Annotated in this window: 26 protein-coding genes; 12 read left to right on the top strand and 14 right to left on the bottom strand. The window is 39.6% G+C overall.

Going from position 1 to position 26,434, the window contains the following annotated elements; translation table 11 throughout:
* Window positions 1-22: 22 nt before the first annotated feature.
* Complete coding sequence (locus EJ994_RS02920; RefSeq protein ID WP_126591119.1) at window positions 23-733, bottom strand: DUF4331 family protein; 711 nt, start codon at window positions 731-733, stop codon at window positions 23-25.
* Between the two features lie 231 nt (window positions 734-964).
* Here EJ994_RS02920 and EJ994_RS02915 point away from each other — a divergent pair, with 231 nt between their 5' ends.
* Window positions 965-2,161 (top strand): LETM1-related biofilm-associated protein, encoded by a 1,197-nt coding sequence (locus EJ994_RS02915; protein WP_126591118.1) that lies wholly within the window; start codon window positions 965-967, stop codon window positions 2,159-2,161.
* A 70-nt stretch (window positions 2,162-2,231) separates the two neighbouring features.
* Here EJ994_RS02915 and EJ994_RS02910 read toward each other — a convergent pair whose 3' ends face one another.
* The 9 genes from EJ994_RS02910 to EJ994_RS02870 form a co-directional block, all read right to left on the bottom strand.
* Complete coding sequence (locus EJ994_RS02910) at window positions 2,232-2,987, bottom strand: LytR/AlgR family response regulator transcription factor (protein ID WP_126591117.1); 756 nt, start codon at window positions 2,985-2,987, stop codon at window positions 2,232-2,234.
* Between the two features lie 192 nt (window positions 2,988-3,179).
* Window positions 3,180-3,512 carry a 2TM domain-containing protein gene (locus tag EJ994_RS02905; RefSeq protein ID WP_164721414.1) on the bottom strand — a complete coding sequence of 111 codons (333 nt, stop codon included), beginning with the start codon at window positions 3,510-3,512 and terminating at the stop codon, window positions 3,180-3,182.
* Entirely contained in the window at window positions 3,502-3,882 is a 381-nt protein-coding gene (locus EJ994_RS02900; RefSeq protein WP_126591115.1) for a 2TM domain-containing protein, read from the bottom strand. The genes EJ994_RS02905 and EJ994_RS02900 overlap by 11 nt, the downstream gene beginning before the upstream one ends.
* 1 nt (window position 3,883) lies before the next feature.
* Window positions 3,884-4,207 (bottom strand): 2TM domain-containing protein, encoded by a 324-nt coding sequence (locus tag EJ994_RS02895; RefSeq protein ID WP_241240838.1) that lies wholly within the window; start codon window positions 4,205-4,207, stop codon window positions 3,884-3,886.
* A complete protein-coding gene (locus EJ994_RS02890) occupies window positions 4,207-4,509 on the bottom strand; it encodes a 2TM domain-containing protein (protein ID WP_126591113.1) in 303 nt (100 codons plus the stop codon). The genes EJ994_RS02895 and EJ994_RS02890 overlap by 1 nt, the downstream gene beginning before the upstream one ends.
* A 53-nt stretch (window positions 4,510-4,562) precedes the next feature.
* Entirely contained in the window at window positions 4,563-4,841 is a 279-nt protein-coding gene (locus EJ994_RS02885) for a 2TM domain-containing protein (RefSeq protein ID WP_126591112.1), read from the bottom strand.
* Window positions 4,842-5,332: 491 nt separating this feature from the next.
* Entirely contained in the window at window positions 5,333-6,670 is a 1,338-nt protein-coding gene (locus tag EJ994_RS02880) for a 2TM domain-containing protein (RefSeq protein ID WP_241240837.1), read from the bottom strand.
* Window positions 6,671-6,678: 8 nt separating this feature from the next.
* Complete coding sequence (locus tag EJ994_RS02875) at window positions 6,679-7,305, bottom strand: hypothetical protein (RefSeq protein ID WP_126591111.1); 627 nt, start codon at window positions 7,303-7,305, stop codon at window positions 6,679-6,681.
* Window positions 7,306-7,335: 30 nt separating this feature from the next.
* Window positions 7,336-7,752, bottom strand: coding sequence for a DUF2141 domain-containing protein (locus EJ994_RS02870; protein ID WP_126591110.1), 417 nt, complete (start codon window positions 7,750-7,752; stop codon window positions 7,336-7,338).
* A gap of 114 nt (window positions 7,753-7,866) precedes the next feature.
* Here EJ994_RS02870 and EJ994_RS02865 point away from each other — a divergent pair, with 114 nt between their 5' ends.
* Entirely contained in the window at window positions 7,867-9,417 is a 1,551-nt protein-coding gene (locus EJ994_RS02865; protein ID WP_126591109.1) for an NAD(P)/FAD-dependent oxidoreductase, read from the top strand.
* Window positions 9,418-9,428: 11 nt separating this feature from the next.
* Here the strand turns inward: EJ994_RS02865 and EJ994_RS02860 are convergent, their stop codons facing one another.
* Window positions 9,429-10,874: a C-type lectin domain-containing protein gene (locus EJ994_RS02860; protein WP_126591108.1), complete on the bottom strand. Its 1,446-nt coding sequence runs from the start codon at window positions 10,872-10,874 to the stop codon at window positions 9,429-9,431.
* 176 nt (window positions 10,875-11,050) lie between these two features.
* On the opposite strand from EJ994_RS02860, the gene EJ994_RS02855 reads away from it, so the two are divergent.
* The 4 genes from EJ994_RS02855 (at window position 11,051) to EJ994_RS02840 (ending at window position 15,390) form a co-directional block, all read left to right on the top strand.
* The gene (locus EJ994_RS02855) at window positions 11,051-12,364 is read left to right on the top strand and encodes a DEAD/DEAH box helicase (RefSeq protein WP_126591107.1); all 1,314 of its coding nucleotides are present in this window, start codon (window positions 11,051-11,053) and stop codon (window positions 12,362-12,364) included.
* Window positions 12,365-12,434: 70 nt separating this feature from the next.
* On the top strand, window positions 12,435-13,127 hold the full coding sequence (locus tag EJ994_RS02850; RefSeq protein ID WP_126591106.1) for a peptidase E: 693 nt from the start codon (window positions 12,435-12,437) through the stop codon (window positions 13,125-13,127).
* 80 nt (window positions 13,128-13,207) lie between these two features.
* Window positions 13,208-14,713: a M28 family peptidase gene (locus EJ994_RS02845; protein WP_126591105.1), complete on the top strand. Its 1,506-nt coding sequence runs from the start codon at window positions 13,208-13,210 to the stop codon at window positions 14,711-14,713.
* Between the two features lie 89 nt (window positions 14,714-14,802).
* Window positions 14,803-15,390 (top strand): Pycsar system effector family protein, encoded by a 588-nt coding sequence (locus tag EJ994_RS02840; RefSeq protein WP_241240836.1) that lies wholly within the window; start codon window positions 14,803-14,805, stop codon window positions 15,388-15,390.
* A gap of 43 nt (window positions 15,391-15,433) precedes the next feature.
* On the opposite strand, the gene EJ994_RS02835 is transcribed toward EJ994_RS02840, so the two are convergent.
* Window positions 15,434-16,435 carry an SDR family oxidoreductase gene (locus tag EJ994_RS02835; RefSeq protein WP_126591104.1) on the bottom strand — a complete coding sequence of 334 codons (1,002 nt, stop codon included), beginning with the start codon at window positions 16,433-16,435 and terminating at the stop codon, window positions 15,434-15,436.
* Between the two features lie 105 nt (window positions 16,436-16,540).
* On the opposite strand from EJ994_RS02835, the gene EJ994_RS02830 reads away from it, so the two are divergent.
* The 3 genes from EJ994_RS02830 (at window position 16,541) to EJ994_RS02820 (ending at window position 21,414) form a co-directional block, all read left to right on the top strand.
* On the top strand, window positions 16,541-18,559 hold the full coding sequence (locus EJ994_RS02830) for a S9 family peptidase (RefSeq protein WP_126591103.1): 2,019 nt from the start codon (window positions 16,541-16,543) through the stop codon (window positions 18,557-18,559).
* 3 nt (window positions 18,560-18,562) lie between these two features.
* Window positions 18,563-20,581, top strand: coding sequence for an adenylate/guanylate cyclase domain-containing protein (locus tag EJ994_RS02825; protein WP_126591102.1), 2,019 nt, complete (start codon window positions 18,563-18,565; stop codon window positions 20,579-20,581).
* 311 nt (window positions 20,582-20,892) lie between these two features.
* Window positions 20,893-21,414 carry a nuclear transport factor 2 family protein gene (locus EJ994_RS02820; RefSeq protein WP_126591101.1) on the top strand — a complete coding sequence of 174 codons (522 nt, stop codon included), beginning with the start codon at window positions 20,893-20,895 and terminating at the stop codon, window positions 21,412-21,414.
* 786 nt (window positions 21,415-22,200) lie between these two features.
* Here EJ994_RS02820 and EJ994_RS02815 read toward each other — a convergent pair.
* Window positions 22,201-22,581 carry a glyoxalase superfamily protein gene (locus EJ994_RS02815; RefSeq protein ID WP_099573658.1) on the bottom strand — a complete coding sequence of 127 codons (381 nt, stop codon included), beginning with the start codon at window positions 22,579-22,581 and terminating at the stop codon, window positions 22,201-22,203.
* 54 nt (window positions 22,582-22,635) lie between these two features.
* Here EJ994_RS02815 and EJ994_RS02810 point away from each other — a divergent pair, with 54 nt between their 5' ends.
* On the top strand, window positions 22,636-23,472 hold the full coding sequence (locus EJ994_RS02810; protein ID WP_241240835.1) for an endonuclease/exonuclease/phosphatase family protein: 837 nt from the start codon (window positions 22,636-22,638) through the stop codon (window positions 23,470-23,472).
* Window positions 23,473-23,517: 45 nt separating this feature from the next.
* Here the strand turns inward: EJ994_RS02810 and EJ994_RS02805 are convergent, their stop codons facing one another.
* Entirely contained in the window at window positions 23,518-24,348 is an 831-nt protein-coding gene (locus EJ994_RS02805) for an alpha/beta fold hydrolase (protein WP_126591100.1), read from the bottom strand.
* Window positions 24,349-24,449: 101 nt separating this feature from the next.
* Between EJ994_RS02805 and EJ994_RS02800 the strand changes: the two genes are divergently transcribed.
* Window positions 24,450-25,061, top strand: coding sequence for an FMN-binding negative transcriptional regulator (locus tag EJ994_RS02800; RefSeq protein ID WP_126591099.1), 612 nt, complete (start codon window positions 24,450-24,452; stop codon window positions 25,059-25,061).
* Window positions 25,062-26,429, top strand: coding sequence for a glycoside hydrolase family 113 (locus tag EJ994_RS02795; RefSeq protein WP_126591098.1), 1,368 nt, complete (start codon window positions 25,062-25,064; stop codon window positions 26,427-26,429).
* Window positions 26,430-26,434: the final 5 nt, after the last annotated feature.

Genomic DNA, 26,434 nt, shown 5'->3' with positions numbered 1-26,434 from the left:
TTTTGTTTTTATCTTTTCTTAATTATTGTTTTGCATTAGTGGTAACCCAAGTCTTATAAACCGTAAGACCCAGTGCATTTGTACCGGTGGTCTCCCCTAACATGCTATTTGGAATTTCTACTACAATGGACATGGTGTTAGCACCATCAAAAGTGTCCACCCCTGTAGTATCGTCATCATCTGTTGTGTTTGGGTCCCCGGCTGGCTTAAAACCTTCAGGAGCCATTCCGCCTATTACCGCATTGAACTGAAAGAAATCAAAGAAGAAGGCATCTTGTCTTGGGCCGGCAAAGAGTGAAACACCATCGGCGGTGGTTTCTACTATAGCCGTGTCCATAGAAATGGCAACAGACCCAAGAGGTGCGTCTACCATTATCTCTCCACTAGTTCCGGTAGCGCTTGGTACAACTGGTCCAAAGAAATACATTTCACCATCTCTTGCAATAGCTTGTATCACCAAATCCTCTACTAAATCGTTATTGGTATCAATATTGATTTCGGTTAAAATATTCTCATCAAATGTACCGTATGCCAAATCTGGTAGCACATTAGACTGTAAGTCTACCGCAAATACGGTATTGTCCGAACCTTCCGAAGGTTCAAAAGCATAAAAATCGGCGATGTCCGCTGTGGTACCCATTGTACCCGGAGCATCAATGTGATCTGCTGCAACCAACACGGCTCCCGCAATAGCAAGTGCCCCTAGGCCCATAAATAATTTTGATTTTTTCATTCTTAGTTTAATTTTTAGATTAGAATCACTAATACTTACGAGAAATCTTTGGGAGGGTTTGTTTATGAATGTTAAAAAACGTTAAAGTCAAGAAAATGAGCTAAATCAGTTTCAAAAGCTCGGTCCGTTTAATTTTATATTATCTATTTATCCTTTTAATACTATCGGTATTACTCTGATCTCCTTATTTTGTAGTAATTTGGTACTCTAATTCGGTTAAAGAATTTTCTTATGAACCCATCCGCTTCGGGTTGGATTGATAAATTTGGGTCCTTGGCCAAGAGCTACCAAGAAACCTATAAAGACTTCAACACTTTATATTTTGGATTAAGAGAAACAGGTTTTGTCTACGGGATACATACCGGGCTACCGGCCTTTGTTACTCCTGAGCATAAATTATCGGAAGACGAGAAAGCAAAAATAAATTTGCTCAACGCCCTATACTTCACCTTTATCGATAAGCATACTGATGGGAACTTCGCTGATTTTTTAGAATGTATATTCAAGTTTTATGAAACCCTGGAGGTAAATCAGGCTTCTTTTCTTGGAAAAATTTTTACGGGAAGTAAAACTTCTTCCAAGCTGGAGAAACTTATAGATTCTCGGGTATATTTAGAAGATAACATTATCAGTAAAACCTTTAATAGTTTCATCACCAATTCCCTGTTATTCATTGATGTGTTGCTCTTCAAAAGGTATCTAACTAAAGCAGAGAACATAGAGAAACACGCCCAAAAGCTAGAATATTTAGTAATAAACGTTACCTACCACGCCTTAAACTCAAAAGAAAAAAACAAGAAGGATGAAAAACTGGCGCAATTGCTAGCCTCATCGCTGAGTTTTATTGATGGGGATAATCAAAATTTCGATGGTTCTTATAGAAATATACTTTTAGCTAACGATTCTAAATGGGAGAATGCCTATTTGCTAGATATGGCTTGCTTAACGGTATGGGAAGATAATTCTTTGGAGTACAAAGAATCCGAGTTTATATATGGTATAGGAAAAGACTTAGGTTTTGCCCATGAGCATATACAGGAGGCTTTAGCACAGGTAACCCATTTTTTTATTGAGAACGCTGAAACGATTCCATTTTTAAAAGACCAAAATCTGGCCCTGCAATTTTACGATAACATGGGTAGATTGGTCAACAGGCTAATTCTGAGAAATAGCAAACGACTACAGAAAGAACTGTCCGAAAGTGCGGAATTGGTTGCATTGTTGTCAAAATCTACGGTTAAGGACCTTAGTAAGGAGGAGAAAAAAAAAGTACAACGCCAGCTCTTGGACATATTTAAGAGTATTCCCTCACTAGCTATTTTCCTTTTACCCGGAGGAGCGGTGCTCTTACCAATTTTTATAAAATTAATTCCTAAACTACTGCCTTCTTCATTCGATGAAAATAGGATTGAGCAAAGCGAAAAATAGGTCAAAATACAGTATCGATAAAATCTATAATGCTTTTTTAATCAATTATTTTTCAATTTATTAAATTAGTTTACTCTAACCATAACTTGAAGTCCCTTACACGTTCTCTACTGACAATAATTTCCTGCTCAGAAAAGTTCGTTAGTTTAATTTGAAGGCGAGAATTGGTGTAGGATATGATGTCTTTTATATGGTTAACGTTAACGTAAAACTTTCTACTTACACGGAAAAACATTTTAGGTTCCAACTCACTTTCAAGATGTTCCAAAGTAGTATCCAGTAAATAATTCCTACCATCTAGCGTAGCGGCATAGGTTCCTTTATTTTCACTGTAGAAACACTGTACCTCATCCGCATTTATGATTTTTAGATGTTGCCCTACCCTAGCGGTAAATCGTTTTTTAAACTCCCGCTCTAGGGGATTCACAAGTAGTTTCTTTATATCCTCAAAATCCAAGGCCAGTTTTTGACTGCTAGGTTTAAGCGCCTTAAATTTTTTAACGGCGCTTTCCAGTTCTTCATCATCAATGGGCTTAAGCAAATAGTCTATACTATTCAGTTTAAAAGCTTGCAAGGCGTATTCATCATAGGCCGTAGTAAATATAATGGCACTCTTTACCTCGATTACATCGAATATTTCAAAGGATAGCCCGTCTGACAATTGAATATCGAGGAAAATTAAATCCGGGTGTTCATTTTCCTCAAACCAAATAATAGACTCTTCAACTGAGTGTAGCATGGTGGTAACCGGCATATTCAAATCTGCCAATAACCTGCCCAGTCTTCTTGCTGCTGGCTTTTCGTCTTCTATAATAATTACGTTCATCCTGTTATAGCTTTATCCTTCTTTTTAATTTTTAAAATCCAATAGGTAATAAAAACAACCCCAAAAACTGCTGGCAGAAACCAATTTAACAGTGATGGTAAAAATTGATTTACCACCAGAAAAGCAGATACCGCGGCAATATAAGCCCCCATCATTTTACCTAAATGTATTCTTAACGAGCTTGTTTTGTACTTATCTCAACCTTTCAGCTTTATCCTTATCCGCTGCCATATATTTCTCGATTTGACGCTGCTCCCAATTTTTTACAAACACTGAACTATTAGAGAATACCTTTAGACCATGAAAAAATAACCCTATACCCCAAAAAATCCACGTCGCAAAGGTGCTAAAGTGCCAAAGAGGACCTATAAAAGCTTCTCCATAATACGAGTTCCCTATCAGTTTTATGAGTACCAATGCCGTATTAATAACCAAATATATGGTGAGGTGGGTGTAGAACCCTTTCAGCTTTGCCACACGGAGGCGTGCTTTGTCCAGTCTCTCTTTTTCCCCTTTATTTTCCATATTTCCCATTCCTGTTTTCCTCTTCCAAAAATTTCTCCAATTGTCTCTTTTCCCACCTCTTTAAGAATGCTGGCTTTAATTCCTTCCAAGATTTAGCACCGAACTTAAAAACGTAAGCGGCATGTACCAACAAACCTAAACCCCAAATGATAGGAGTTCCTACAATGTTCCAACTTACCCAATCACTAAAGCCAGGGTTTTGAATCCATTCATAATCGTCCTTGAACCAATCTATGAGATTGAATTTTACTACGAGCAATAATAGATTAATTATAATATACACCCGTAAGTGTTTGTAGAAATTTTTAATATGCTCTACCTGCTTTTTAGCTTTTAAAAATTTTTCCGACTGTTTATAATTCCGTTCCATCCTATCTAAATTTTTCCGCCTGTTGTTTGTCTTTCTCTATGTATTTCTGAATTTGACGTTCTTCCCAAGACTTGGAAAAAATAGGATTATACGAGAACACCTTCATCCCATGGAAAAAAAGACCAATACCCCAGAAAAACCATACAGCAAAAGTCCCAAGGTCCAATACCTCAAGAAATGAAGCCCCGTTGCTCATTCTTCCTATTATAGTTGAAATTGTAATAAAGGAATTAACCCCTAAATAAACAGCTAAGTGCCAATAAAATCCTTTTAATTCTTCCAATCGTTTTTTAGCACGATTCAATTTTTCTCTATCTGTCTTCATTATTTCCATTTTTTTGCATCTTCATCATTTTCCATCAGCTCCTTAATTTTTCTATTTTCCCAGTCCTTCCCAAAAAAAGGGTTGAACCCAAATGCCTTGATAGCTTGAAAAACCAAACCTATCCCCCATCCAAAAGCTGCCCATAAAAACCAAGGATATCTCCACTCATCTATCCAATAATTCAGTCCTCCCAGTAGTGCTATGAAGATAATGTAAGACAGTAAGCTAGAATAAAACTTCTTTATCTGGTCTACGCGTTCCCGTGCCCTAAAATATTTGTCCTCTCTATTTCTATCGTCCATGATTGCTATGATTATTAAAGTAAGTAAATCATTTACTAAATATAAGCGATTCCCTAAAAATCGTTACTGTTCATTAACTCCTTAATTTTACGCTCTTCCCAGTTCTTCCCTAAAATGGGATTGTACCCATAGGCATTGGCCCAATGACCAACTAATCCTATTCCCCATCCGAGTGCCGGAAATATTACCCAAGGAAAGCCTGTGGTATTATAATTGACCCAAGCCAAAAATGGGATTACAATGCAGTATGCCAAAAGATTATTATAAAAAGATTTTATAGCTCCTACTCTTTCTTTAGCCCTTCTATACTTATACTCGTTTGAATTTTCCATGTTATTTATTTTAGCGTTATTTAAACTTTACGTTTGTTCTTATCTACACTCCAAATATCCCTAAAGAACCCCTATATTAAAAAAAGGAACTACCGAACTGTGGTTTTTCTAGGATGGATTGATGATATGGATACCGGATGTTGGACATTAGATGCTAGATGTAAGACTTGAGATGCTAGATGCTAGATGCACGATATTAGAGAATGGAGGTTAGATTAAAAAACACACTTTCTATTGAATACTACGAACTGAGCTGCCTACTGCTCACTGAACACTGAACACTGCCTATGTAAGACATTAGATGCTAGACGCTAGATGCTGAATACAAGATATTAGAGAATGGAGGACAGATTAAAAACACACTTTGTATTGAATACTATATACTAACTAAGCTGACTACTGAATACTGCTTACTGCCTACTGACTAATGCTTACTGCTTACTGAAAACTGAATACTGACTTCTAACAACATACAACGCACATGCCAACATCTAAAAATCCTCCTTATCCATGAGCTCTCGTAACTTTTTTTCTTCCCAACGTTTTCCCCAAAGAGGATTGTAACCAAAAGCTTCCATGCCGTGCGTGAGAAGTCCAAAACCCCAACCCAATATGGGAAAGATGACCCAAGGAAAACTTGTTGTTTTATAGTTTAACAAGGCAAGACAGGGAATAACGATACAGTAAGCAATTAGATTACCGTAAAAGCCCTTCACAGCCTCAACCTTTTCCTTTGCCTTTTGATAGCGTTTATCATCAATAAACTCCTCTTGTGTTTCCACAACGGAAACTTGCTGGGTGAGCATGGGTAGCTGTACCGTAAAGTTTGTTCCGTCATTAAAAATCTCCATATTTCTATTGCTTAGGAGATCATAACGCTGCTTAATATTCTGAAGGCCCACACCACTACTTTTTTTGACTACCTGTTTCTCTTGTAGATTGTTAGTGACCTTTAGTAGTCCTTCTTCCTCATAAATACGAATATGTAATGGTTTAGCGGAAGTGACAATATTATGTTTTACCGCATTTTCTAGCAGTAGTTGCAAGGAAAGCGGAACTATTTTAGCTTCTGAATTGATGGCTTTTTCCGGAATATCAAGAACTATACTATCCTCAAAACGCATCTTTAAAAGCTTTACGTAGGTACGGGCAAACTGCAGTTCCTCATCTACAGAAACCAAGTCCTTATTTTTCTGTTCCAGTACGTAACGGTAGACCTTGGATAGGGAAGTAGTAAACTTTTGAGCTTGGTTAGGATCCTCATCAATAAGACTTGTCAACACATTTAAACTGTTGAATAGAAAATGAGGGTCTAACTGATTTTTTAAGGCATCAAACTTAGCCGATGCCGTACCCGCGATTATCTTTTGTTCTTTGACCTTATTCTCTTGTCGATACTTATAGTACCATACCGAGTAGAATATCAAGGCTACGACAATGGAAATTAAAAGAGAAATTCTATAATCCGTTATTTCTTGATCTTCTAAAAATTCTAGTAACGGCTGGTTTTGAATTCCAACCAAAAGAATAAGTTTTGAAATGAAAATTCCTATCAAAGAAAATCCAATGTTTCCCAGAATCGCTTTAATAAACCTTTTGGGGGTAAAAAGATCATATTTGTAAGTATTGAGTAAATACTGAATCCAAATAGCGTTGGCGCAATATATAATCAATGAAAAAATCATCCCTTCATAGTACTCCTCCCAGGCTTCGGCCCAACTTATTCCATTAGGATAGACACCACTTGCGTAAAGTATTGCCATGATAATTATAAATATCAGGGTGCCTACCAGCCATGCATTTCCTAAATGTTTTAAGAATCTATTCACGTGTGCTACTATTTTTTACCACAGTTTTCCAAAGTCGCTTCTGCCCTATCGGCACCCCAATTGGGATGAAAAGCACTTTCCGGTTTAAAGTTAGCGAAAAGTTCTAACGAACGTTCTACATCTGCGCAGTAAGGCGTAATATCCTGCCCAAAATAACGCGCTGAACCCATGTCCCATTCCGCTTTTGAGAAAACAACCCTTGGATTCTCAGGAGCCAATTGCTCTGCTTTTGCATAAAGTGCAGCCACTTTACCTGATAAGGTCATTCCGTACGTGGCCCCATCAAAGGCAATCCAGGCCGTATGTGTCATGGCTTGCTGTACCATTATTTCCGGGTTATTCGGGGATATGGCTTTTGCTATATCTATGAATTCCTGAGCCTTATCTAACTGTTGTTTCAAAACCTTTTCATCCTTCTCACCAAAAGAAGCAATGGTATTAATTTGAGCAACATAGTAATAGGGTAGCCAATTATCCTGTTCAACCGTACTAATTCGTTCAAACATATTAGCAGCTTCGGTAGATTTACCTTCTCCCCATAAAGAAAAGGCCTTTTGCATTCCTTGAGTATACTGGTCTTGCGCAAATAAAAGGGTCGTAAATAATAATGTTAATACAATTATGCTATTTTTCATTTTATCAGATTTAAAAATTACTATAAATGGTTAAAGTGATATTTTTTGATGAACTGTTTTCTCGGTAAGCGTAAATTTGGCATCCTCCCATTTTGGTGGTCCAAACCGTGCGGGTGCATTGTTAGAAGAACCGGTACTTTCTGTAGGAATTCCAAGAAAAGTTTTCAATTTACCGTTGTTATCCTCATCATGAAAAACGGAAATGGCATAAACGCCCAACGGTACATTTTTGAACGTTATCTCAGCGCTTCCGTCGGTAATTTTGGCAACCTTACCCACATAGATTTTGCTAAGCCAATTGTCCTCTGAATCGTATAGCCCAATTAGCATCTGACCTTTGTCATTCTCCATATTATCAATTTGAAGTTGTATTGTCCCAGACTTCTTTTCCTGAGCGGTGATTATTAAAAAACCAAAGAATATTGCAAGCGTCATCAATTTTTTCATGTTATCGGATTTTGTTCTTATTTATGAAGCAAATTTCCTTTAAAGGGATACTATTTTGAAAAAAGAAATACCGAGTTGTTGATTTAAGCTACCGAATTGCGGTAATTTTACACTGTGATTAAAACCCTACAAATACGACTATCACTTCAAGAGGAAGCCCAAGAAGGTATTTTGAAGAAGAAAGCTGCAAAATATTTAAGTCTTGAGGAGCAAACTTTTTCGTTAAAAATCGTACGGAAGTCCATAGATGCGAGAAAACCAAAAATCGTTTTTAATTACAAACTGTTAGCATATATCAATGAGCATGTTCCCGAGGATAAATTCAACTTTGATTATAAGGACGTCTCCAAATCCAAAAAAGTACACATCATCGGTTTTGGTCCGGCAGGTATGTGGGCTGCGCTACGATGTCTGGAGTTAGGCTATAAACCTGTAGTGCTAGAGCGTGGTAAAAATGTTCAGGAAAGAAGAAGGGACTTAAAAGCGATAAATCAAGACCACCTTGTTCACGAAGACTCAAACTATTGTTTTGGTGAAGGTGGTGCAGGTACGTATTCCGACGGTAAATTATACACAAGAAGTTTAAAACGAGGCGATGTAAGGCGGGTGTTCGAAAGTTTGGTCTATCACGGGGCTACTGAGGAGATTCTTGTTGACGCACACCCACATATAGGCACGAACAAGCTTCCAAAAATTGTGCAGAATATCCGTGAAACAATTATCGATAGAGGTGGCGAAGTTCATTTTAATACCAAAGTCACAGACTTTCATATCCAAAACAACACTATTAAATCGCTTGTTTTAAACGATACCGATGAAATGCAAGTAAACCGTGTTATTTTAGCAACAGGTCACTCTGCACGTGATATTTTTTATCTCCTGAACGATAAAAATATTAGCCTGAAAGCGAAATCTTTCGCGATGGGGGTTCGTGTAGAACACCCACAACACATCATAGATTCCATACAATATCATTGTAAGGGCAGGCGAGACGAACTGTTGCCTGCGGCAGCATATAGTCTAGTGCAACAGGTTAAAAATAGGGGCGTATATTCCTTTTGTATGTGCCCTGGAGGTTTTATAGTTCCCGCAGCTACAGCACCTGGTGAAGTGGTGGTAAACGGAATGTCACCTTCAAAACGCAATAACCTGTATGCCAATTCCGGTATTGTCGTGGAGATAAATATTGATCAGGATATTCCCAAGTTTGAAAAATTTGGAGCCCTTAAAGGATTGGAATATCAGAAAAACTTGGAAAGATTGGCATTCACATCTGGTGGAAGAAGCCAAACCGCTCCAGCGCAACGTTTAACGGATTTTGTGGAAGGAACGCTCTCAACCGACCTTAACTCTACCTCCTATCAACCGGGTTTAAACTCGGCTCCAATGCACTCATTACTGCCCAAACTTATAGGTAGTCGTCTAAGGCAGGGATTTGCTGAATTCGGTAAAAAAATGAAGGGCTATTATACGGCAGAGGCCAATATTATCGGGGTAGAATCCAGAACCTCATCTCCGGTAACCATTCCCAGGAACGAGCACTTGGAGCATCCAGAAATCAAGGGGCTTTTTCCATGCGGCGAAGGTGGTGGTTATGCCGGTGGTATCGTATCTGCCGCAATGGATGGTGAACGCTGTGCGGAAGCAGCTGTAGTAGATTTATAAAAGGGTTATCACTAATCCTTTTTAACTCTTAATGTGATTCTTCTATTCGTAATCACTGTGCAACTGCTAATATTTATGGTTGTGGTCGCGGTGAGATTTAAAACTGGGTCTCCACTCATATCTCCATACTCTACCACATATCCCTGAGAAGCGTAGGCGCCTCCTCCTCCATTATTGGGCAAATCGTTCCAAGCACCTATTGGAGCACCACCACGAATGACAGAAGCGGCCGCAATATGGGCATAATCCTCTCCTCCACCCCCAACATTATTAGGCTCTCCCCCGTTCCAATTTGCAAAAGTCAACTCCGTTCCGTTAGCCAGACCCTGCCAAAACTGTGTTCCTGCTTCCGGACCGGTGACCCAGCGCCATTCTCCTTCAACTGCAGCATCCGTTGCACCAATCCAACCAAAACCACTTGCCTGCGACCCAGAAAAATCTGCTTCCTGCTGCGAAGTTAGGGTCACTAAGTAGCCTTGTAATCCAAAATAAGTCCTATTACTTGCTGCTATTTGGGCATCGGTCCAGCTAATTCCTGGGTCGGACACGAATTCATAATAATGTTGTGTACTTGGCAAATAATTGGCTTCGCCAACAGTTATGGAAAACTGTCGTGTACCAGAAGGAGAAGATGCACTAGAGGAAAATTCTGTAGCTAAAATTGCATTTTCAAATTCTGTATAGGTTGCTGGTCCCTGTAGGGTTATTTCTCCTTGTGTTGCATCCCATGTTGCGGTTATGCTAGGATGAGTCCCCGTAAGGGACAATAAATCTTCCCCATTAACATATCCGCTAGAAATTTGTATGTATACGGCCGTGGTGGTGGTATCGTCAGGGTCAGTTATATTTATGCTTTCAGCTATGGGTACCGAACCACTAGGACAATAGATTTGATTTCCAGAACCAGCAACAACCGGAGGCTGATTTGGTAGCTGCGCCGTTATAAGCAAATTGTCTATAAAAATGCGCTCCTGGTTCCCGTCCCAGTCACCATCGGTAGCTATAAATCGTATGGCAGAATCAGCACTTATTTCATTAGGATTTAAATCATAGCTGAAACTTCCCGTTCCAGACAAGATACCGACATTTATAAAACTGGTACCATCAAACAACTGAACGGTAATAGTCTCATCTCCATTCGTACGTTCAAAATCAAGCGTTAATGTAGCATCGATATAGGCGGATAAGTCAAGGGTTCGGGTAATAAACCTACCGTCTAGATTGGTGAAACGCAGTCTGCGATTACTCGCATTGTTGTCAATACGTATTCTACCCGCAGTGGAATTGTTAGTCTCGCCTGTCTCCTGCCATATTCCGGAAAAATTTACAGAACCATCATTGTTAGAATAGCTTCGAACTTCAAAATTATCGGCAAATGTATCCTGAGCACTGCTCACATTGACCAGTATCAAAAAGCAGAATACCAATAAAACTCTTATGGGAGAAGATTTTTTCATGTTTACTATGTAAATATATTTGGGTAATACTGATTTTTCTAAAAAATGTTGTGAAGTAGCGTATTTATGGTATAAAAAGTCCAAATTAGAGTTTTACATGAAGTTACCTGATACTTAATAGGTAATAAAGAAATTTTTATGGCGTATAAGCTTATCTTCGCAGCTGATAAAAAATTATGACTTTTAAAGAACTCGGCCTTGCCGAACCTATACTAAAAGCCTTAGAAGCAGAAGGCTATACCACACCGACACCTATTCAAGAACAAGCGATTCCTATCTTATTAAAAGGAAAGGACCTATTGGGCGTTGCCCAAACGGGAACCGGTAAAACAGCTGCTTTTGGTATTCCCATTCTACACCATTTGTACGAAGGAATTTCATTGCGCCAGAATAAGCGTAAAATTAAAGCCCTTGTGGTAACACCAACACGAGAACTCGCCATACAGATAGGAGAAAGTTTTACCGCTTATGGCAAACATACGGGCCTACGGAACACTGTTATTTTTGGTGGGGTCAAACAAGGCAAACAGGTAAATGCACTACGAGGAGGTATAGATATTCTCATTGCCACTCCAGGTCGTTTATTAGACCTTATGAACCAAGGGTTTATCACATTTAGGGACCTAGAATTTGTTGTTTTGGATGAGGCCGACCAAATGCTGGATATGGGCTTTATACATGATATTAAAAAAATTATTGCAAAGCTACCTCCTCAAAGACAGTCGCTATTTTTCTCGGCCACCATGCCAAAAACCATAGTGGAACTTTCCACCAAAATGCTGGGGGATTTTGAGCGGGTCACTATAAAACCCGAACAGGCAACGGCGGAAAAGGTGGAACAAGGGGTCTATTTTGTAAGCAAACCCAACAAACCTAAGTTATTAGTGCATCTTTTACAGGAAAAACTGAACGAATCCGTTCTTGTTTTTTCACGTACCAAACACGGTGCTAACAAGATTGTGAAAAAACTGGCTCAGGCGGATATACGGTCTGCGGCAATTCATGGAAATAAGTCGCAGGCAGCTAGGCAAAAGGCATTAGGTGCTTTCAAGGACGGAAAACTTAAAGTTCTTGTAGCCACCGATATCGCAGCTCGGGGCATAGATGTGGAAGAACTTTCCCTAGTGGTGAACTATGACCTACCTAATGTTTCGGAAACATATGTGCATCGTATCGGTAGAACGGGGCGTGCCAGCGCCAGTGGTATCGCGCTGTCGTTTTGTGATTTGGAAGAACGTGCCTATTTAAGGGACATAGAGAAACTTATAAAACAACAGGTTCCCCGTATGCCAGAACATCCTTTTACGGATGCAGATTCCGAGCAAGAAAGTCCAAGTCAGCCAAGGATACCAAAAAGTTCTAATCGCACTAGAAATAACAAAAACAAAAACCGTTCTGGAAATTCAAATTTTAGAGGAAGAAACAACAGAAACTCCAACAATAACAGAAACAGAAACAAGGGAGGGTCGTCCGAAAAGTCAAACTCCTAGTATTTCTCTTTAAATTTGAAAAGTTCTCTTTAATTGGTAAGTTCATACCCTACAACGTGAAATGAACCAAATGCAAAGACAACTATTTATCTACGGCAGTGGCAGGCATACCGTACCCTTTTTGGATTATATGGCGAAAGCCACTGGAAAGCAAAATCCCAACCTATGCTTTATTCCTACGGCCAGCGGAGACGATGAAGGTTATATAGAACGATTTCATGAAGTTTGCGATCAGCTAGAGGTACATGCCCATGTAATGAGGGTCTGGGTGAATTCTTATGATGATAAAGAAACTTTTGCGACTATTATCAATCAAATGGACGCTATTGTGGTAGGTGGCGGCAATACGTTGAATATGCTCGCCATATGGCAAGCCCAAGGCATAGACAAAGCCTTGAGGAACGCCTACGAAAATGGGGTTGTTATGGGTGGTGGCAGTGCTGGTTCTCTATGCTGGTTCAATGGAGGAACTACGGATTCTCGCCCGGCAGAATTAAGTATTGTTGAGGGAATGCGGTTTATTGACAAAAGTCATTGCCCGCATTATAATTCGGAAAAATCCAGACGCCCTTTATATCACTCCAATATCCTTAATGGAGATTTGACCGATGGTTATGCCTGCGATGATAGGTCTGCCCTTCATTTTATCAATGAAAAGGTAGTAAAATCAGTTTCGCTAGACGCCGACAATCATTCGTATTACGTACATGCGGAGAATGGACACATCATAGAAGATTTAATTCCGGGAGACATAATTGGTTGATTTTAAAATAATTCGAAGCACATTCGCATTCAATTTGTTATCTTCCATACTTTATACAAACCAACAACAAACCATAAACCATGAGAATCTATTCCACTTTAGTCGCGGTATTCTGCCTGTGTTCTATTTTTGCGCAAACGGATATTGAAAAGACGAAAGAGACCGTTAGTAAATCTAATATAGAAGGCCATATTTATTTCTTGGCGGACGATCTCTTAAAAGGTCGTGCCACCGGTACTCCTGAATTAAAAATTGCGGCTTCCTACCTCGCTAACGCCTTTCGCCGTTATGGGGTAAAGCCAAATCCCAAGACAGGTACGTATTACCAAGAGGTAAAATTAAAAAGTGTTTCTCCCCCATCAGAAGTCAATATTCAAATAAACGATACCAAAATTACCGACTATGCGCTCATAAATCCTGCTCAAATAGCTGTTGAAGGTGATGCTATATTCCTTAAATATGGGCTCTCTCAAGATTATTCTGGAAAAAGCGTTTCAGGTAAAGTTATCGTCGTAAAAGCGGGGGGTCCGGATACCAAAGATGCAAGGGCAGCCTTTGGATTACGCTCGGAAAAACAAAAAATTGCCAAAGAGCATGGAGTTGCTGCCATCATAGAATTACTAGATACCGATGCTAATATGTGGGGTTTCATAGACCATAATTTTAATGAAGCCAGATTAATGGTAGCTGAAGATGAAGAAGATAATAAGGGAAAAGATAACTCAATGGTTCACATTTGGGTATTGGATACTGCCGGTACCATGGCCAAGGAATTGGAAACTTCTACAACCTTAAAGGCCAAAGTTTCCCTTAACGAAGAACAGGAGGAAGCGGTGCTGTCCCAAAACGTTATCGGGATTGTTGAAGGTACGGATCCAAAACTTAAAGAGGAATATATCATTTACTCCGCACACTATGACCATGTGGGTATTGGAACGCCAGATGAAACAGGTGATACCATATACAATGGCGCTAGAGATAACGCCATAGGAACCACGACCGTGCTGAGCATGGCAGAAAATCTGGCGAAATATCCCACCAAACGTTCCGCCCTGTTCATTTTATTTACGGGCGAGGAAAAGGGGCTTCTAGGAAGTGAATATTATGTGGAAAATCCCGTGTTGCCACTAAATCAAATGGTTTATTGTTTTAATAGCGATAATGGTGGGTATAACGACACCTCATTAGCCACCATTATAGGACTAACCCGAACCACTGCGGAAAAAAATATAACTACTGCAGCTACAACCTTTGGTTTAAAGGCGATTGAAGATCCTGCAAAAGAACAGGGTTTATTTGACCGGAGCGATAACGTTAACTTTGCTAAAAAGGGAATACCTGCGCCCACCTTCTCCCTCGGATTTTCATCTTTTGATGGCGATGTTACCAAGTATTATCATAGACCAGGTGATGAGGCGGATACCTTGGATTATGACTACTTGTTCAAATTTTTCAGTGCTTATGTCCTAGCGGGAAGACAAATTGGTAACGACCCCACTACCCCTACTTGGGTGGCCGGGGACAAGTATGAAGCAGCCAGTAAAGCGCTGTACGAAAAAGCGCCAGAAGTACCCATGAAAAATTAATATAAGTTTCAATTTCTAATTATATGAATATGTTGCAGTTAAGACATTAGACACACCATTCTAGAAATGGATTAAATGCCCACATTATTTTGGAAAATAAAGAAAAAACATTGACATCTTTAGAAACAGAGCTACTTAAAAAACTAGAATCTAAAGGTCATGCCGAAGAACTTGTGGATCACTATTGGGGCAGTATAAATTATGTTTTAGGTCTCATAAGAGCATCTGAGGTGAAAGCAGGTCTAATTTTAACATTTTATGGTATCCTGCTAAACTTTATATTTCAACAAATTGAGGTGGTATTAACAGGCGGTCCCAAAGAAATTCTATTGTATATTCTCCTAATCCTTTGGTTCTTATCTACCGTTATCTCTATATACTTTAGTATTCGTTGTTTTATGCCGCGTTTAGAAGGCAATTATGAAAAGAATGTTTTTTATTTCGGAGACGTAATTACCAAATTTGGTTCCATAAAGGAATTTTCAAAAATATTCTACACTACTAGTCTAAAAGAAGAAGAATTGTTCGATCAATTGGGACAACAGATTTATATAATATCCAAAATAGCCACTGCCAAATTCAAATATGTTAATAGATCACTGCAATTTTTAGCTTCTGGACTTATTGTGTTCTTAATTCTTGTGGTTTATTATGCAGTATTAACTCTGGGAGTTTAACCCGCCTTAGTAATTTTTCGAAGTCCACACTAATACTTGCCTCTCATAAATTGTTGACACCACCAAGAGCATTATAAGCTTTTAAGACCTTCTCAATTTTCTGTTCCGCCTCTGGGTCAATAAATTTTCTGCTGTCGTCTTCATTGAGCCAGCTAAGTGTACGTTTAATACCCTCGGTAAAAGGGATAGTCGCTTTAAAGCCCGGCACAAAAGTTTTTATCTTGGTATTGTCAAATATGACGCTTTCTGCCTTATCGGCCAATAGTGTTCCGGTAAAGGAAGGCACTATTTTACATATAAAGTCAGACGCTATATGAACTACCTTCGCCTCTTTCCCTAAGGCCTCCGCGAGTATTTTATAAATCATATTCCAGCTTAATATTTCATCCGAAGTAATATGAAATGCATGACCTATTGCCGTGGTTAAGCCCAGAAGACCCACAAATCCTTTAGCAAAATCATCGGAATGGGTTACCGTCCAAAGTCCGGTACCATCGCCGTGTACAATAATTTCTTTGCCCTGAAGTATTCGTTGTGCCGTATTGTATCTATTAAATCCTCCGATCGCAATGGGAATAACCGTGTCGTAAGTTAGCGAAGGACGCACTACGGTCACAGGGAACCCTTCTTCGCGATAAGCCCTTTGTAAACGATCCTCACAACGTATCTTATCCTGGGAGTAATCCCATAAATTATTACACAAGGGAGTAGATTCTGTAATCACCGGATAACTCAACGGGGTCTGATAACAGGATGCCGAACTAATAAAAATATACTGTTTTGTTCTTCCTTTAAAAAGGTTGATATCGCGTTCTATGTCCTTTGGAGTAAAAGCAATCCAATTGACTACCACATCCCATTGATGCGTTTTAAGCCCCGTTAATTCCTCTGGTTTGTTAATATCTCCGATAATCGTCTTAGCCCCTTTTATGTGGACCTTAGATTTTCCTCTGTTCAGAAGGTATAGGTCTACGCCCCTAGCAAGAGCCAATCTACTGGATGGCGTACTGATATTACCTGTTCCTCCTATAAATAAAACTTTCATGTTCCCTGCTTTTTAAAGTAAGTACTATTTACTTCAAAGTACTATAAATATTTGAAGTTAATCACTATATTCAAAAACATCAGTATAACCACCAAAAATAACATCATGAAAAACGTATTACTATTGCTATTGGTCCTAAGTGGGCCCTTGGCATTTTCCCAAAAGATTTCAAATTTAGACCTACTGGATATTTACAATATGGAATATGTTTCCGACCCCCAGATTTCACCGGACGGGAGCCAAGTTCTGTACGTTCGGAATTTTAAGGATGTGATGACGGATAAGAATCTGTCCAACATTTGGCTCATAAATAGTGATGGTTCCAAAAACAGACCAATTACTACGGGCAACCAGAACGACTTTTATCCCAGATGGTCGCACAAGGGAGATAAAATCATTTTTAAATCCAACAGGCAGGACGATCGTATGAAACTTTTTGTAATGTGGATGGATTCCAAGGAAATTGCCCCGCTGACCAATACACCGAAGTCACCGGGTGCCGTAAGCTGGTCTCCGGACGATAGGTACCTCGCTTTTACCATGTTCGTGCCCAAAGCAAACGAATCGATCATAAAAATGCCGGCAAAACCAGAGGGGGCTAAATGGAATACCCCCCCTACTTATATTGACCAACTCAATTATAGAGGAGATGGCCAGGGCTACATAAAAGGAGGAAACACGCAACTCTTTACCCTATCCATTGATGGAGGAACGCCAAAACAATTGACTACGACCGATTTTGACCATGGTGCTCCTCAATGGGCAAAAGATGGTAAGACTTTATACTTCTCCGCCAATTTTAATCCCGATGAAGCTTTTGAACCCAATGATAGTGAAATCTACGCGCTAAATTTAAATAACAATGAAGTTAAAGCGCTGACGAAACGCTATGGGCCGGACAATACGCCAGTAATCTCTCCCGACGGTACCAAAATGGCGTATACCGGACTAGATGATAAATTACTAGGATATCAACTGAATCAGTTGTACGTAAGGGATGTTACCGGCGGAAGCGCAATGCTATTGTCCGGCGATTTTGATCGTAATATTTCCAATATTCAATGGGACGGCGATGGCAAAGGGCTTTTCTTTCAATATGATGATAAAGGGGAAACCAAAATTGCACATATTTCCCTAAGTGGCAAAATTACGGACAAAGTGGGTAAGGTTGGAGGACTTTCCCTGGGGAGACCCTATAATGCAGGGGCCTTTACGGTAGCCAAAAATGGAAACATTGCCTACACCTTGGGTACTACGGAGCACCCAGCAGATTTAAGCGTTCAAACCAAAAAAGGGAACAAGCGACTTACCTTTGTAAACGACGACCTCTTCTCTTTCAAAACTATCGGTAATGTGGAAGAAATCTGGTGGAAATCTTCCTATGACCAACAAGATATTCAAGGTTGGATCGTAACACCTCCAAATTTTGACCCTTCAAAAAAGTATCCTTTTATTTTAGAGATTCATGGCGGGCCTTTCGCCAGTTATGGTTCGGTCTATTCGGCAGAAATACAAGCTTTTGCAGCGGCAGGGTACGTAGTGCTGTATTCCAATCCACGCGGAAGTACCAGTTACGGTGCTGATTTTGGTAACCTGATACATCACGATTATCCCAACCACGACTATGGTGATTTAATGAGTGGTGTAGATGTAGTGATAGAAAAAGGCTATGTAGATTCGGATAAGTTGTTCGTCACCGGAGGAAGCGGTGGTGGAGTACTCACCGCGTGGATCGTAGGTAAGACCGACCGTTTTAAAGCTGCCGTAGTGGCCAAACCCGTTATCAACTGGGCAAGTTTTGTTCTCTATGCAGATGGTGCCGCATTCTTCTCCAAATATTGGTTCGGTAAAAAACCATGGGAAGACCCAGAGAGCTATTTTAAACGTTCCCCACTGAACTATGTGGCCAATGTAACCACACCCACCATGCTTCTGACCGGTGAGGAAGATTATAGAACACCCATTGCAGAGTCGGAGCAGTTTTATACCGCGCTAAAGCTAGAGGGTGTAGAAACCGCTATGGTACGTATCCCCGGAGCATCGCACGGCATTGCCAACAGGCCAAGCAACTTAATCGCTAAAATAGCGGGTATACTGGCTTGGTTTGAGAAACATAAAGATTAATCGTTGCATAACAATTTAGAGGTGGGAACTGCGCAAAATTGTTCTATAGGAACGGTAGCTAAGAATAATATGGCTTTGCTCGTTACTGCTTTTCTAATTTTTACCGGTACTTTATGTGCACAACAAAAACTAGATTCGCTGCAAAGTATTTGGCTGAACAAAGCCCTACCGGATTCGGCCCGTGCGGATGCGCTACATGATTATATTAATGAAGGACCATTTAACAGTGCTCCTGACAGTGCCTTGATCTTGGCCAATGAGCTGTACCGCTTCACCAAAGAAATTAATTACGCTACTGCAACCGTAGACGCACTGGACCTAAAGGGTTACGTATTATTTAGAAGTGGAAGCTATCCTGAGGCCCTAGCTGCTTATAATGAAGGGCTATCGCTCGCAGAAACTATTGGATATAAAACCGGAGCTGCTGATATTTTATTGAAAACAGGTTATATCTACCATGACAATGAGGATGCTATCAATGCCTTGAAAAACTATGAAAGAAGTCTAAAAATTTCTCAAGAAATTGGTGATTCGGAAGGTGTGAGCGCTATTTATAACGAGTTTGGCAGCATTTATTTTGTGAGAGGTGATCATGATAAAGCCTTGGACTATTATTTTAAGGGCATTGCCATTAATAAGGAGTACGGTAACGAAACGGCCAACTCTTCCCAATATACAAATATTGGGAATGTTTATCTGGATACTGAAGAGTATACGAAGGCCTTGGAGTATTATCAAAAGGCGCTAGCCATTGATGAGAAAAAACAAGACAAATTGAGTATCGCTGCCTCACTTTCCGGTATGGGCATTGTGTTCTATAATCAAGGTGATACGGAACAAGCATTAGACTATCTGGAACGTAGTTTAGCAATCGCAAAAAGTATCCATGACCTACAAGGAAGTACTTCCTATTTACTGAGTATAAGCGATATTTATCTGGATCAGGAAAACTACCAAAAGGCCATACAGCTCTGCACGGAAAGCCTATCCTATGCTAAAATAGTTGGCGATTTAGGTGGGCAGGAGTATTCTTGCGAATGTCTTTACGAAGCTTCTAGAGCCCTCGGTAAAACCAGCCAGGCCTTATCTTACTACGAAGAAATGATCGCAATTTCGGATAGTATACAATCTGAGGAAACCGCCATTAAACTACAGCAAATGGAGTTCTCCAAAAAAGTGGCGGAGGACAGTTTAATACAGATAGAGAAAGATACGGCCGTACGGTTGCAGCACGAGATTGAAGTACAGCAAAAAGATAAAAATAGAAATATTGCTATCGCCGGTGCACTAATCTGCCTGATCCTCGCCATAGGTTTTTTTATTCGCTGGCGGTATATAAAAAAGTCGCGCGCCGTTATAGAAAAGGAAAAAAACCGTTCAGAAAGTTTACTGCTCAATATACTACCTGCTGAAATAGCCGAAGAACTCAAGGAAAAAGGAGAGGCAGCGGCTCGGGATTTTGACCTTGTGTCGATTTTATTTACCGACTTTAAAGGTTTTACCGAAAAATCTGCCGAACTGTCCGCTGGGGAATTAATTGGTGAAATCAACAACTGTTTCAAGGCCTTTGACCATATTTGTGAAAAATACGGTATAGAAAAGATAAAAACCATTGGAGACGCCTATATGGCTGCAGGTGGATTACCTATACCATCGGACGATGCCGTCCATAATACTGTTCTGGCGGCCTTAGAGATGCAGGCTTACATGACACAGAGGTTCATAGAAAAAGAATCAACGGACGGTTTTACCTTTAAAATGCGCTTAGGAATACACACCGGGCCGGTAGTGGCCGGTATAGTCGGAGTTAAGAAATTTCAATATGATATCTGGGGAGATACTGTAAACACGGCTTCGAGAATGGAAAGTAGCGGCGCTGTAGGACAAGTAAATATTTCTCAGGACACTTATGAGTTAATAAAAGACAACCCATTATTCACTTGTACCCATAGAGGCAAAATAAATGCAAAAGGTAAAGGAGAAGTCGATATGTGGTTTGTTGAAAAACTTATAGATGTATAGTTTAACCTGCTTTTCCGATAATTGTATGATAACGCTACTTAAATAGGGTTTACATAAATACAATGAAAAATCAACAAAAGTTATAACATTTTGATTATCAATTGATAAACATATCAAAATAATCACTACATTACCCTAGGTTCATTATGTAGACCTTCTTTTTACTGGTTTAGACCAGATTCTTTATTGTTCTCCCATCTAATTGTTCTCCCACGTATTTGTTCTCCCGACTGGATTACCATCGATTGTTGCCAAATCATTATTGATTGTAATTACTTATTAAGAATAGTAACCAATTAAATATAAGTATTATGAGAACATTAAAAATGAATCTATTATTAGCACTAACCCTTTTATTGATTCCTTCAATTTCTAAAGCACAAGAGTCTACCGTGACCATAGAATTTGATAACGCCGAGACGGCAAGCGAAGTTGTTCAAAACTATATTGCCGCCTTGCAAAAAGGAGATGTAGCCACTATGAATATGCATCTGGCAGATCACGCAATGATCTATGGACTTGGAGGAGGACTGGACTCCTTGAACGTTGCACAACACAAGGAGTATTTTAAAAACAGCACAGATAGTTTCAAACATACGATTACGCAAGATTTATACTTACCCGTAAAAGTTACCAATAATTGGAACGAAGGAGAATGGGTGCTTGCTTGGGGCACCAATACGCTGACCAATAAAGAGACAGCGGAAACTATCGTAATTCCTTACCATACCGCAAATTTGGTAGAAAATGGTAAAATAGTGATGTCTCGTTATTTTTACGATATGATGAATGTTATGATGGCACAGGGTTATAAAATTACTGCGCCAGAATAACTTCTTAACCTCCTTACAAAACTCCAAAACCCGGAATCCTGTTCTGGGTTTTGTTTTAATATATAGTTAACTCTTTAAGATTTATTTCAATACCTTTAAGCAATTACCGCTGATTAGACCAACTAAATGAAACCAACCCAACACTCCTTACCTAGTTATAGGTCTGGCCATTTCTTCTTTATACTTTTTTTACTAGCTATCCTAGGCCCAGAACCCTGTTCCCTCTTTGAATCTGAAGCATGACTTCAACCCTGAAAAAAACAACAATAGCAATACTTCCTTGAAAATCAAAAATCACCGAATACTTCAAATATGCCATTGGTGAAATTATCCTTCTAGTTATTCGGTTTTTAGCTACTATCAATGTCAAATTTAAAAACGAAACCTACCCCTCTTTGGAGGGGCTTAAGGGGATGGGTGATATTATGGGAGAAATCATTCCCTATAATCCAAAACTTGTTGGCTACACCAAAGAGTTATATAAGACTAAAGAGGCCTATTATACTAGTTAAAATGCTTAAAGCTGCTTCTTTTTAATTCTCAAAACCTTATTTTAAAGAAAAAGAAATTTTGAACGGATTTGATATTGTAATGGTTATCGCCGTTATCCTTTTTGCAAGGTTAGGGGTCCGCCTTGTTACAAGGTATATTGAAATGAAGAAGAAAGAAAAAGAAAACTAGGCTAAACGACCTTGAATTAAACTCATGAGGCGTTAGAAAAAACAATATTTACTCTCGACGCTCACGTCGAGGCGATAAATCTGTATGATTGAGTAACGCTATTTTTTACGCATCCCTGTAGAAAGTAAGTCCATTATTGTCAGGGTCGTAAAAGGCAAACTCTTTGGTTCCCCAAGCTGTTTCCCTAAGTAAGGTATGGGCATTAAAAACAGATTTTTCCGAATATTCCTCGTAAAGCGCTTCAATATTTTGGGTAACAATTCTTAACATGGGTCTATCACCGTTCAGCTCCCATTCCTTGGCGTCATGCCATTGCAAATGAATTTCAATATCATCGCGCAGAACACCTGCGTAAGTCGGTTTTTTGGAATCGTCCGCAAATGCGATTTTAAACCCTAATCTATTTACATAGAAATCTAGTGCATGTACCACATCCCTAACAGGTAAAACAGGATGTATTTGATGTAAAAATCCTTTTCTTTCCATACTATAAATATAAAGGGATTATAGCTACCTTGTAATTTTCCACACTACATAGAGATGTTAAAACATATACTTTTTCTTGCTTTGGTAATTTGTACGCGCATGGGATATGGTCAGGAAATGACCGTCATGAGCTACAATATAAAATACGATAATGTCAATGATACCGTAAATAATTGGAACAAAAGAAAACAAGCCATGGTGCGTTTGATCAAACATTACAATCCGCAAGTCTTTGGTACACAGGAGGCCCTTTACCATCAAACCACCTATTTGGATAGTAGCATCACCTCTTACGCCTATGTTGGTGTAGGAAGGGAGGATGGAACGCAAAAAGGGGAATATACGGCTATTCACTATGACAGCACCAAGCTAAAGGTATTGGCAACCGATACTTTTTGGTTGTCGAAGTCACCGGATAAGGTTTCCGTGGGATGGGACGCCGCTTTAGAACGTATTTGTACTTATGCCTTATTCCAAAATAGTATTACTAAAAATCGATTCTATGTGTTCAATACGCATCTTGACCACATTGGTAAAACTGCACGTGCAAAAGCTGCACGGCTTATTATTAGCAAGATGAGAGAACTGAATACCCAAAAATTACCTTGTATCTTAATGGGAGATTTAAATCTTACCCCGGACGAGGCTCCCATTATGTACTTGAGCAAACAGCTCCATGACGGACGTGAGGTATCAAAAAAGCCTCCCTACGGACCTCTTGGAACATTCAATGGTTTTGACTGGAATGCAGTTCTGGATAAGCGTATAGACTATATTTTCGTGGATGGTTTTAAAGTAGAAAGTTATACCCATATAGACGACCGTATGGAAAATAACAAACATATTTCTGATCATTTGCCCGTAATAGCCATGCTTAGCTTTACACCATAAAGGCCCGCTTTTTACACGGGCCCCCTAACTAAAACTATCTCATCCTTATCCTTTTAGGAAATTGATCAAGATATCGTTCAATGCGTCAGCGTGAGTAACATTTAAGCCATGTGGGGCTCCCTTAATGACTTCATACGTGCTTTTGGAAATTCCCTTGGCCGCTAAATCACCTGATGTTTCAATAGGAACGGTCTGGTCTGCATCGCCATGTACTATTAAAGTAGGCACGTCTACGTTTTTAAGCTCCGGTCTAAAATCGGTATGCATCCATGACAAGGCAGCTTGTATCGTGGCTCTTGGAGATGCGTGGGAGGCAACTATAAAATCATATTCCAATTGGCCTTCGCTTACCCTATTCTTATTATCCTCATAATTATAAAAACCTTTGTGGAAATTTTTTAAAAATCCGACCCTGTCCTTTTGTAGGGCACTTTTAATATTATCCAAAACATGCATTGGCACGCCATCTGGATTATCATCTTTCTTCTTTACCAAAGGGATGATAGAACTTATGAGTGCCGCTTTCGCAATATTTTCCGTACCAAAATCCGTACAGTAGCGCACTACCTCGCCTCCACCCATGGAAAACCCTACTAGAACAACATCCTTTAGGTCCAGTTCGGTAATCAGCGTATGTAAGTCGCCTGCTAAAGAGGAATAATCGTAACCGTCCCAAGGCGATGAAGATATTCCAAATCCTCTTCTATCGTACGAAATACATCGGTATCCCTCTTCAACAATCTTCCATACTTGCTGCTCCCATGATTTTCTGCTCAATGGCCAACCGTGGATTAGGATTACTGGTTGTCCCTGTCCGTAATCTTCATAAAAAATAGCTACGGATTCTTTTGCTTTCTCGTTTGTTATAAATGGCATATCTTTTTTTTATTTTGAACAAGGTAGTTTTATAACTGGCATGCTATTACCTCGTTTTAAAAGAATATTTGCTCTATAAATGTTTTACCTAATTTTACACTATGTACATACCCACGCAGTATAGAAACGAGAACCTGTCCGAAGTCAAAGAGTTTTTAGAGCGGAACAGCTTTGGCATTTTGGTAAGTCAGGTCGATGGAAAACCATGGGCCACCCATATTCCGTTGGAATTGGATACCGATAAGGATGGAAACGATATTCTTGTTAGTCACATCGCCAAAGCCAACCCGCAGTGGACTCAATTTTCGGAACAGACCGAAGTCCTTTGTATTTTTAATGGTCCGCACAGCTATATCTCTTCCTCCTGGTACCAAGAAGAGGAAGTTCCTACGTGGAACTATATTGCGGTTCATGTCTACGGTACCCTAAAAATTATAGACGAGGCGGCCGTTCTGGATTCCATGCATAAGCTGGTGAACAAGTACGAGAAAAATTCCGCTTGTCCGGTGGCCATTGAAAATCTGTCCCCAAAAACCATGCGCCAAATAAAAGGTGTTGTCGGATTTAAAATACGGATAACGGACATACAGGCGGCGAAAAAATTATCTCAAGGACGCGAGCATGACCACCCTAGAATCATTGAAGAATTAAATAAACGAGATGCGCAAGCAGCTTCAGTCGCTAGTGCAATGACCAAATCCAATAGTGCATAAATGGGTCGTAAAACCAAACAATTCTTGGTAGTATATGCGGTGCTTTGGTTCCTTAGCTTCATTGTCATTACTATTCTTTTAAGTCGTGGAGATAGAAGCCTTGGCGATAGCGCCTTATTCTTTTTTAACATTGCCGCGAATAAAAATTTCCTCACCGGTTTTCATGTAGTTTTTCTTTTGTGCAGCTTACTGCTATTGGCACTTCAATATTTCATCAAACTTTATCGATCTAAATCAAAATCGGTCTTCCTCAGACAACTGGGTTACCGTTTTATTCTTCCGATCCTGATAGCCTTCTTAGGTTTTAAGACACTTATCTATGCCAATTCCTATGAGTGGCACGATTATCAGTGGGATAATTCCGTAATGAATACTGAGGGAATCGTTAATAACCTTTATGAGGCAGACCAAAAACAAAGAGGCATGAGTGTTTTTGGCTGGTCTCATGATAATAACGAGGTTATAGATGATCTTATCAAGGCCAATGTAGAATGGGTGGCAGTAATTCCCTTTCTTTATCAAGAGGATGAAACCACAAAACGAGTTAATGTTCCAGATGATCCCAATTCTTTTACCAGAAGGGATTCTAGCTTCATAAAAACGATAAGGACGCTTCATAAAAAAGGACTTAAAGTACATCTGAAACCGCATTTGTGGATGAGTAGTGGTTGGCGGAGTAATATTACGTTAGATAGTAATGAAGATTGGGATGCTTGGTTTGAATCTTACCGGATAAACATGATGCGCTATGCAAAAATTGCGGCGCTTACAAAAACGGAACTATTCTGCGTAGGTACCGAACTGCGCACCTCTATAAAAAGACAACCTGAAAAGTGGAACGGACTTATTGATGAAATAAAGGAAATTTATAAGGGCGAACTCACCTACGCCGCAAACTGGTACGATGAGTATGAGCACGTTGGCTTTTGGGACAGGTTAGATTACATAGGGATACAAGCTTACTTTCCCTTGACCAAAATGGAAAATCCGGATTTAGAGACCATCGAAAAGGGATGGGACAAACATATACTGGAATTAAAGGGTGTACATGAAAAATATGAGAAACCCATACTTTTTACAGAAGTGGGCTATAAAAGCGAATCTAATGCTACCATAAAGCCTTGGGAATGGGGTTCAGGCTTTAGTATACTTACTAAAAAGAAATCCGATAAGACCCAACAATTGGCTTTCGAAGCTTTGTTCAACAAATGTTGGGACCAGCCATGGCTAGCGGGTATTTATATTTGGGAATGGAACGTACGGACTACGGAGGAAAGTGCCGCAACCGACCTCAATTTCTCGCCACGTTTTAAGCCCGCAGAAAATGTAATTGCCAAGGGTTTTAAAAATACGGTTAAAAGACCTTAAACTTG

The organism is Maribacter sp. MJ134 (assembly GCF_003970695.1).
Taxonomy (GTDB): domain Bacteria; phylum Bacteroidota; class Bacteroidia; order Flavobacteriales; family Flavobacteriaceae; genus Maribacter.
The sequence above is the reverse complement of the archived record's forward strand: the minus strand, read 5'-3'. Positions and strand labels throughout refer to the sequence as shown.

What these genes read in the sequence shown, in the direction of transcription:
- EJ994_RS02920 (WP_126591119.1), bottom strand. Translation starts at nt 733, where the DNA reads ATGAAAAAATCAAAATTATTTATGGGCCTAGGGGCACTTGCTATTGCG.
- EJ994_RS02915 (WP_126591118.1), top strand. Translation starts at nt 965, where the DNA reads ATGAACCCATCCGCTTCGGGTTGGATTGATAAATTTGGGTCCTTGGCC.
- EJ994_RS02910 (WP_126591117.1), bottom strand. Translation starts at nt 2,987, where the DNA reads ATGAACGTAATTATTATAGAAGACGAAAAGCCAGCAGCAAGAAGACTG.
- EJ994_RS02905 (WP_164721414.1), bottom strand. Translation starts at nt 3,512, where the DNA reads ATGGAAAATAAAGGGGAAAAAGAGAGACTGGACAAAGCACGCCTCCGT.
- EJ994_RS02900 (WP_126591115.1), bottom strand. Translation starts at nt 3,882, where the DNA reads ATGGAACGGAATTATAAACAGTCGGAAAAATTTTTAAAAGCTAAAAAG.
- EJ994_RS02895 (WP_241240838.1), bottom strand. Translation starts at nt 4,207, where the DNA reads ATGAAGACAGATAGAGAAAAATTGAATCGTGCTAAAAAACGATTGGAA.
- EJ994_RS02890 (WP_126591113.1), bottom strand. Translation starts at nt 4,509, where the DNA reads ATGGACGATAGAAATAGAGAGGACAAATATTTTAGGGCACGGGAACGC.
- EJ994_RS02885 (WP_126591112.1), bottom strand. Translation starts at nt 4,841, where the DNA reads ATGGAAAATTCAAACGAGTATAAGTATAGAAGGGCTAAAGAAAGAGTA.
- EJ994_RS02875 (WP_126591111.1), bottom strand. Translation starts at nt 7,305, where the DNA reads ATGAAAAATAGCATAATTGTATTAACATTATTATTTACGACCCTTTTA.
- EJ994_RS02870 (WP_126591110.1), bottom strand. Translation starts at nt 7,752, where the DNA reads ATGAAAAAATTGATGACGCTTGCAATATTCTTTGGTTTTTTAATAATC.
- EJ994_RS02860 (WP_126591108.1), bottom strand. Translation starts at nt 10,874, where the DNA reads ATGAAAAAATCTTCTCCCATAAGAGTTTTATTGGTATTCTGCTTTTTG.
- EJ994_RS02855 (WP_126591107.1), top strand. Translation starts at nt 11,051, where the DNA reads ATGACTTTTAAAGAACTCGGCCTTGCCGAACCTATACTAAAAGCCTTA.
- EJ994_RS02850 (WP_126591106.1), top strand. Translation starts at nt 12,435, where the DNA reads ATGCAAAGACAACTATTTATCTACGGCAGTGGCAGGCATACCGTACCC.
- EJ994_RS02845 (WP_126591105.1), top strand. Translation starts at nt 13,208, where the DNA reads ATGAGAATCTATTCCACTTTAGTCGCGGTATTCTGCCTGTGTTCTATT.
- EJ994_RS02835 (WP_126591104.1), bottom strand. Translation starts at nt 16,435, where the DNA reads ATGAAAGTTTTATTTATAGGAGGAACAGGTAATATCAGTACGCCATCC.
- EJ994_RS02830 (WP_126591103.1), top strand. Translation starts at nt 16,541, where the DNA reads ATGAAAAACGTATTACTATTGCTATTGGTCCTAAGTGGGCCCTTGGCA.
- EJ994_RS02820 (WP_126591101.1), top strand. Translation starts at nt 20,893, where the DNA reads ATGAGAACATTAAAAATGAATCTATTATTAGCACTAACCCTTTTATTG.
- EJ994_RS02815 (WP_099573658.1), bottom strand. Translation starts at nt 22,581, where the DNA reads ATGGAAAGAAAAGGATTTTTACATCAAATACATCCTGTTTTACCTGTT.
- EJ994_RS02810 (WP_241240835.1), top strand. Translation starts at nt 22,636, where the DNA reads ATGTTAAAACATATACTTTTTCTTGCTTTGGTAATTTGTACGCGCATG.
- EJ994_RS02805 (WP_126591100.1), bottom strand. Translation starts at nt 24,348, where the DNA reads ATGCCATTTATAACAAACGAGAAAGCAAAAGAATCCGTAGCTATTTTT.
- EJ994_RS02800 (WP_126591099.1), top strand. Translation starts at nt 24,450, where the DNA reads ATGTACATACCCACGCAGTATAGAAACGAGAACCTGTCCGAAGTCAAA.
- EJ994_RS02795 (WP_126591098.1), top strand. Translation starts at nt 25,062, where the DNA reads ATGGGTCGTAAAACCAAACAATTCTTGGTAGTATATGCGGTGCTTTGG.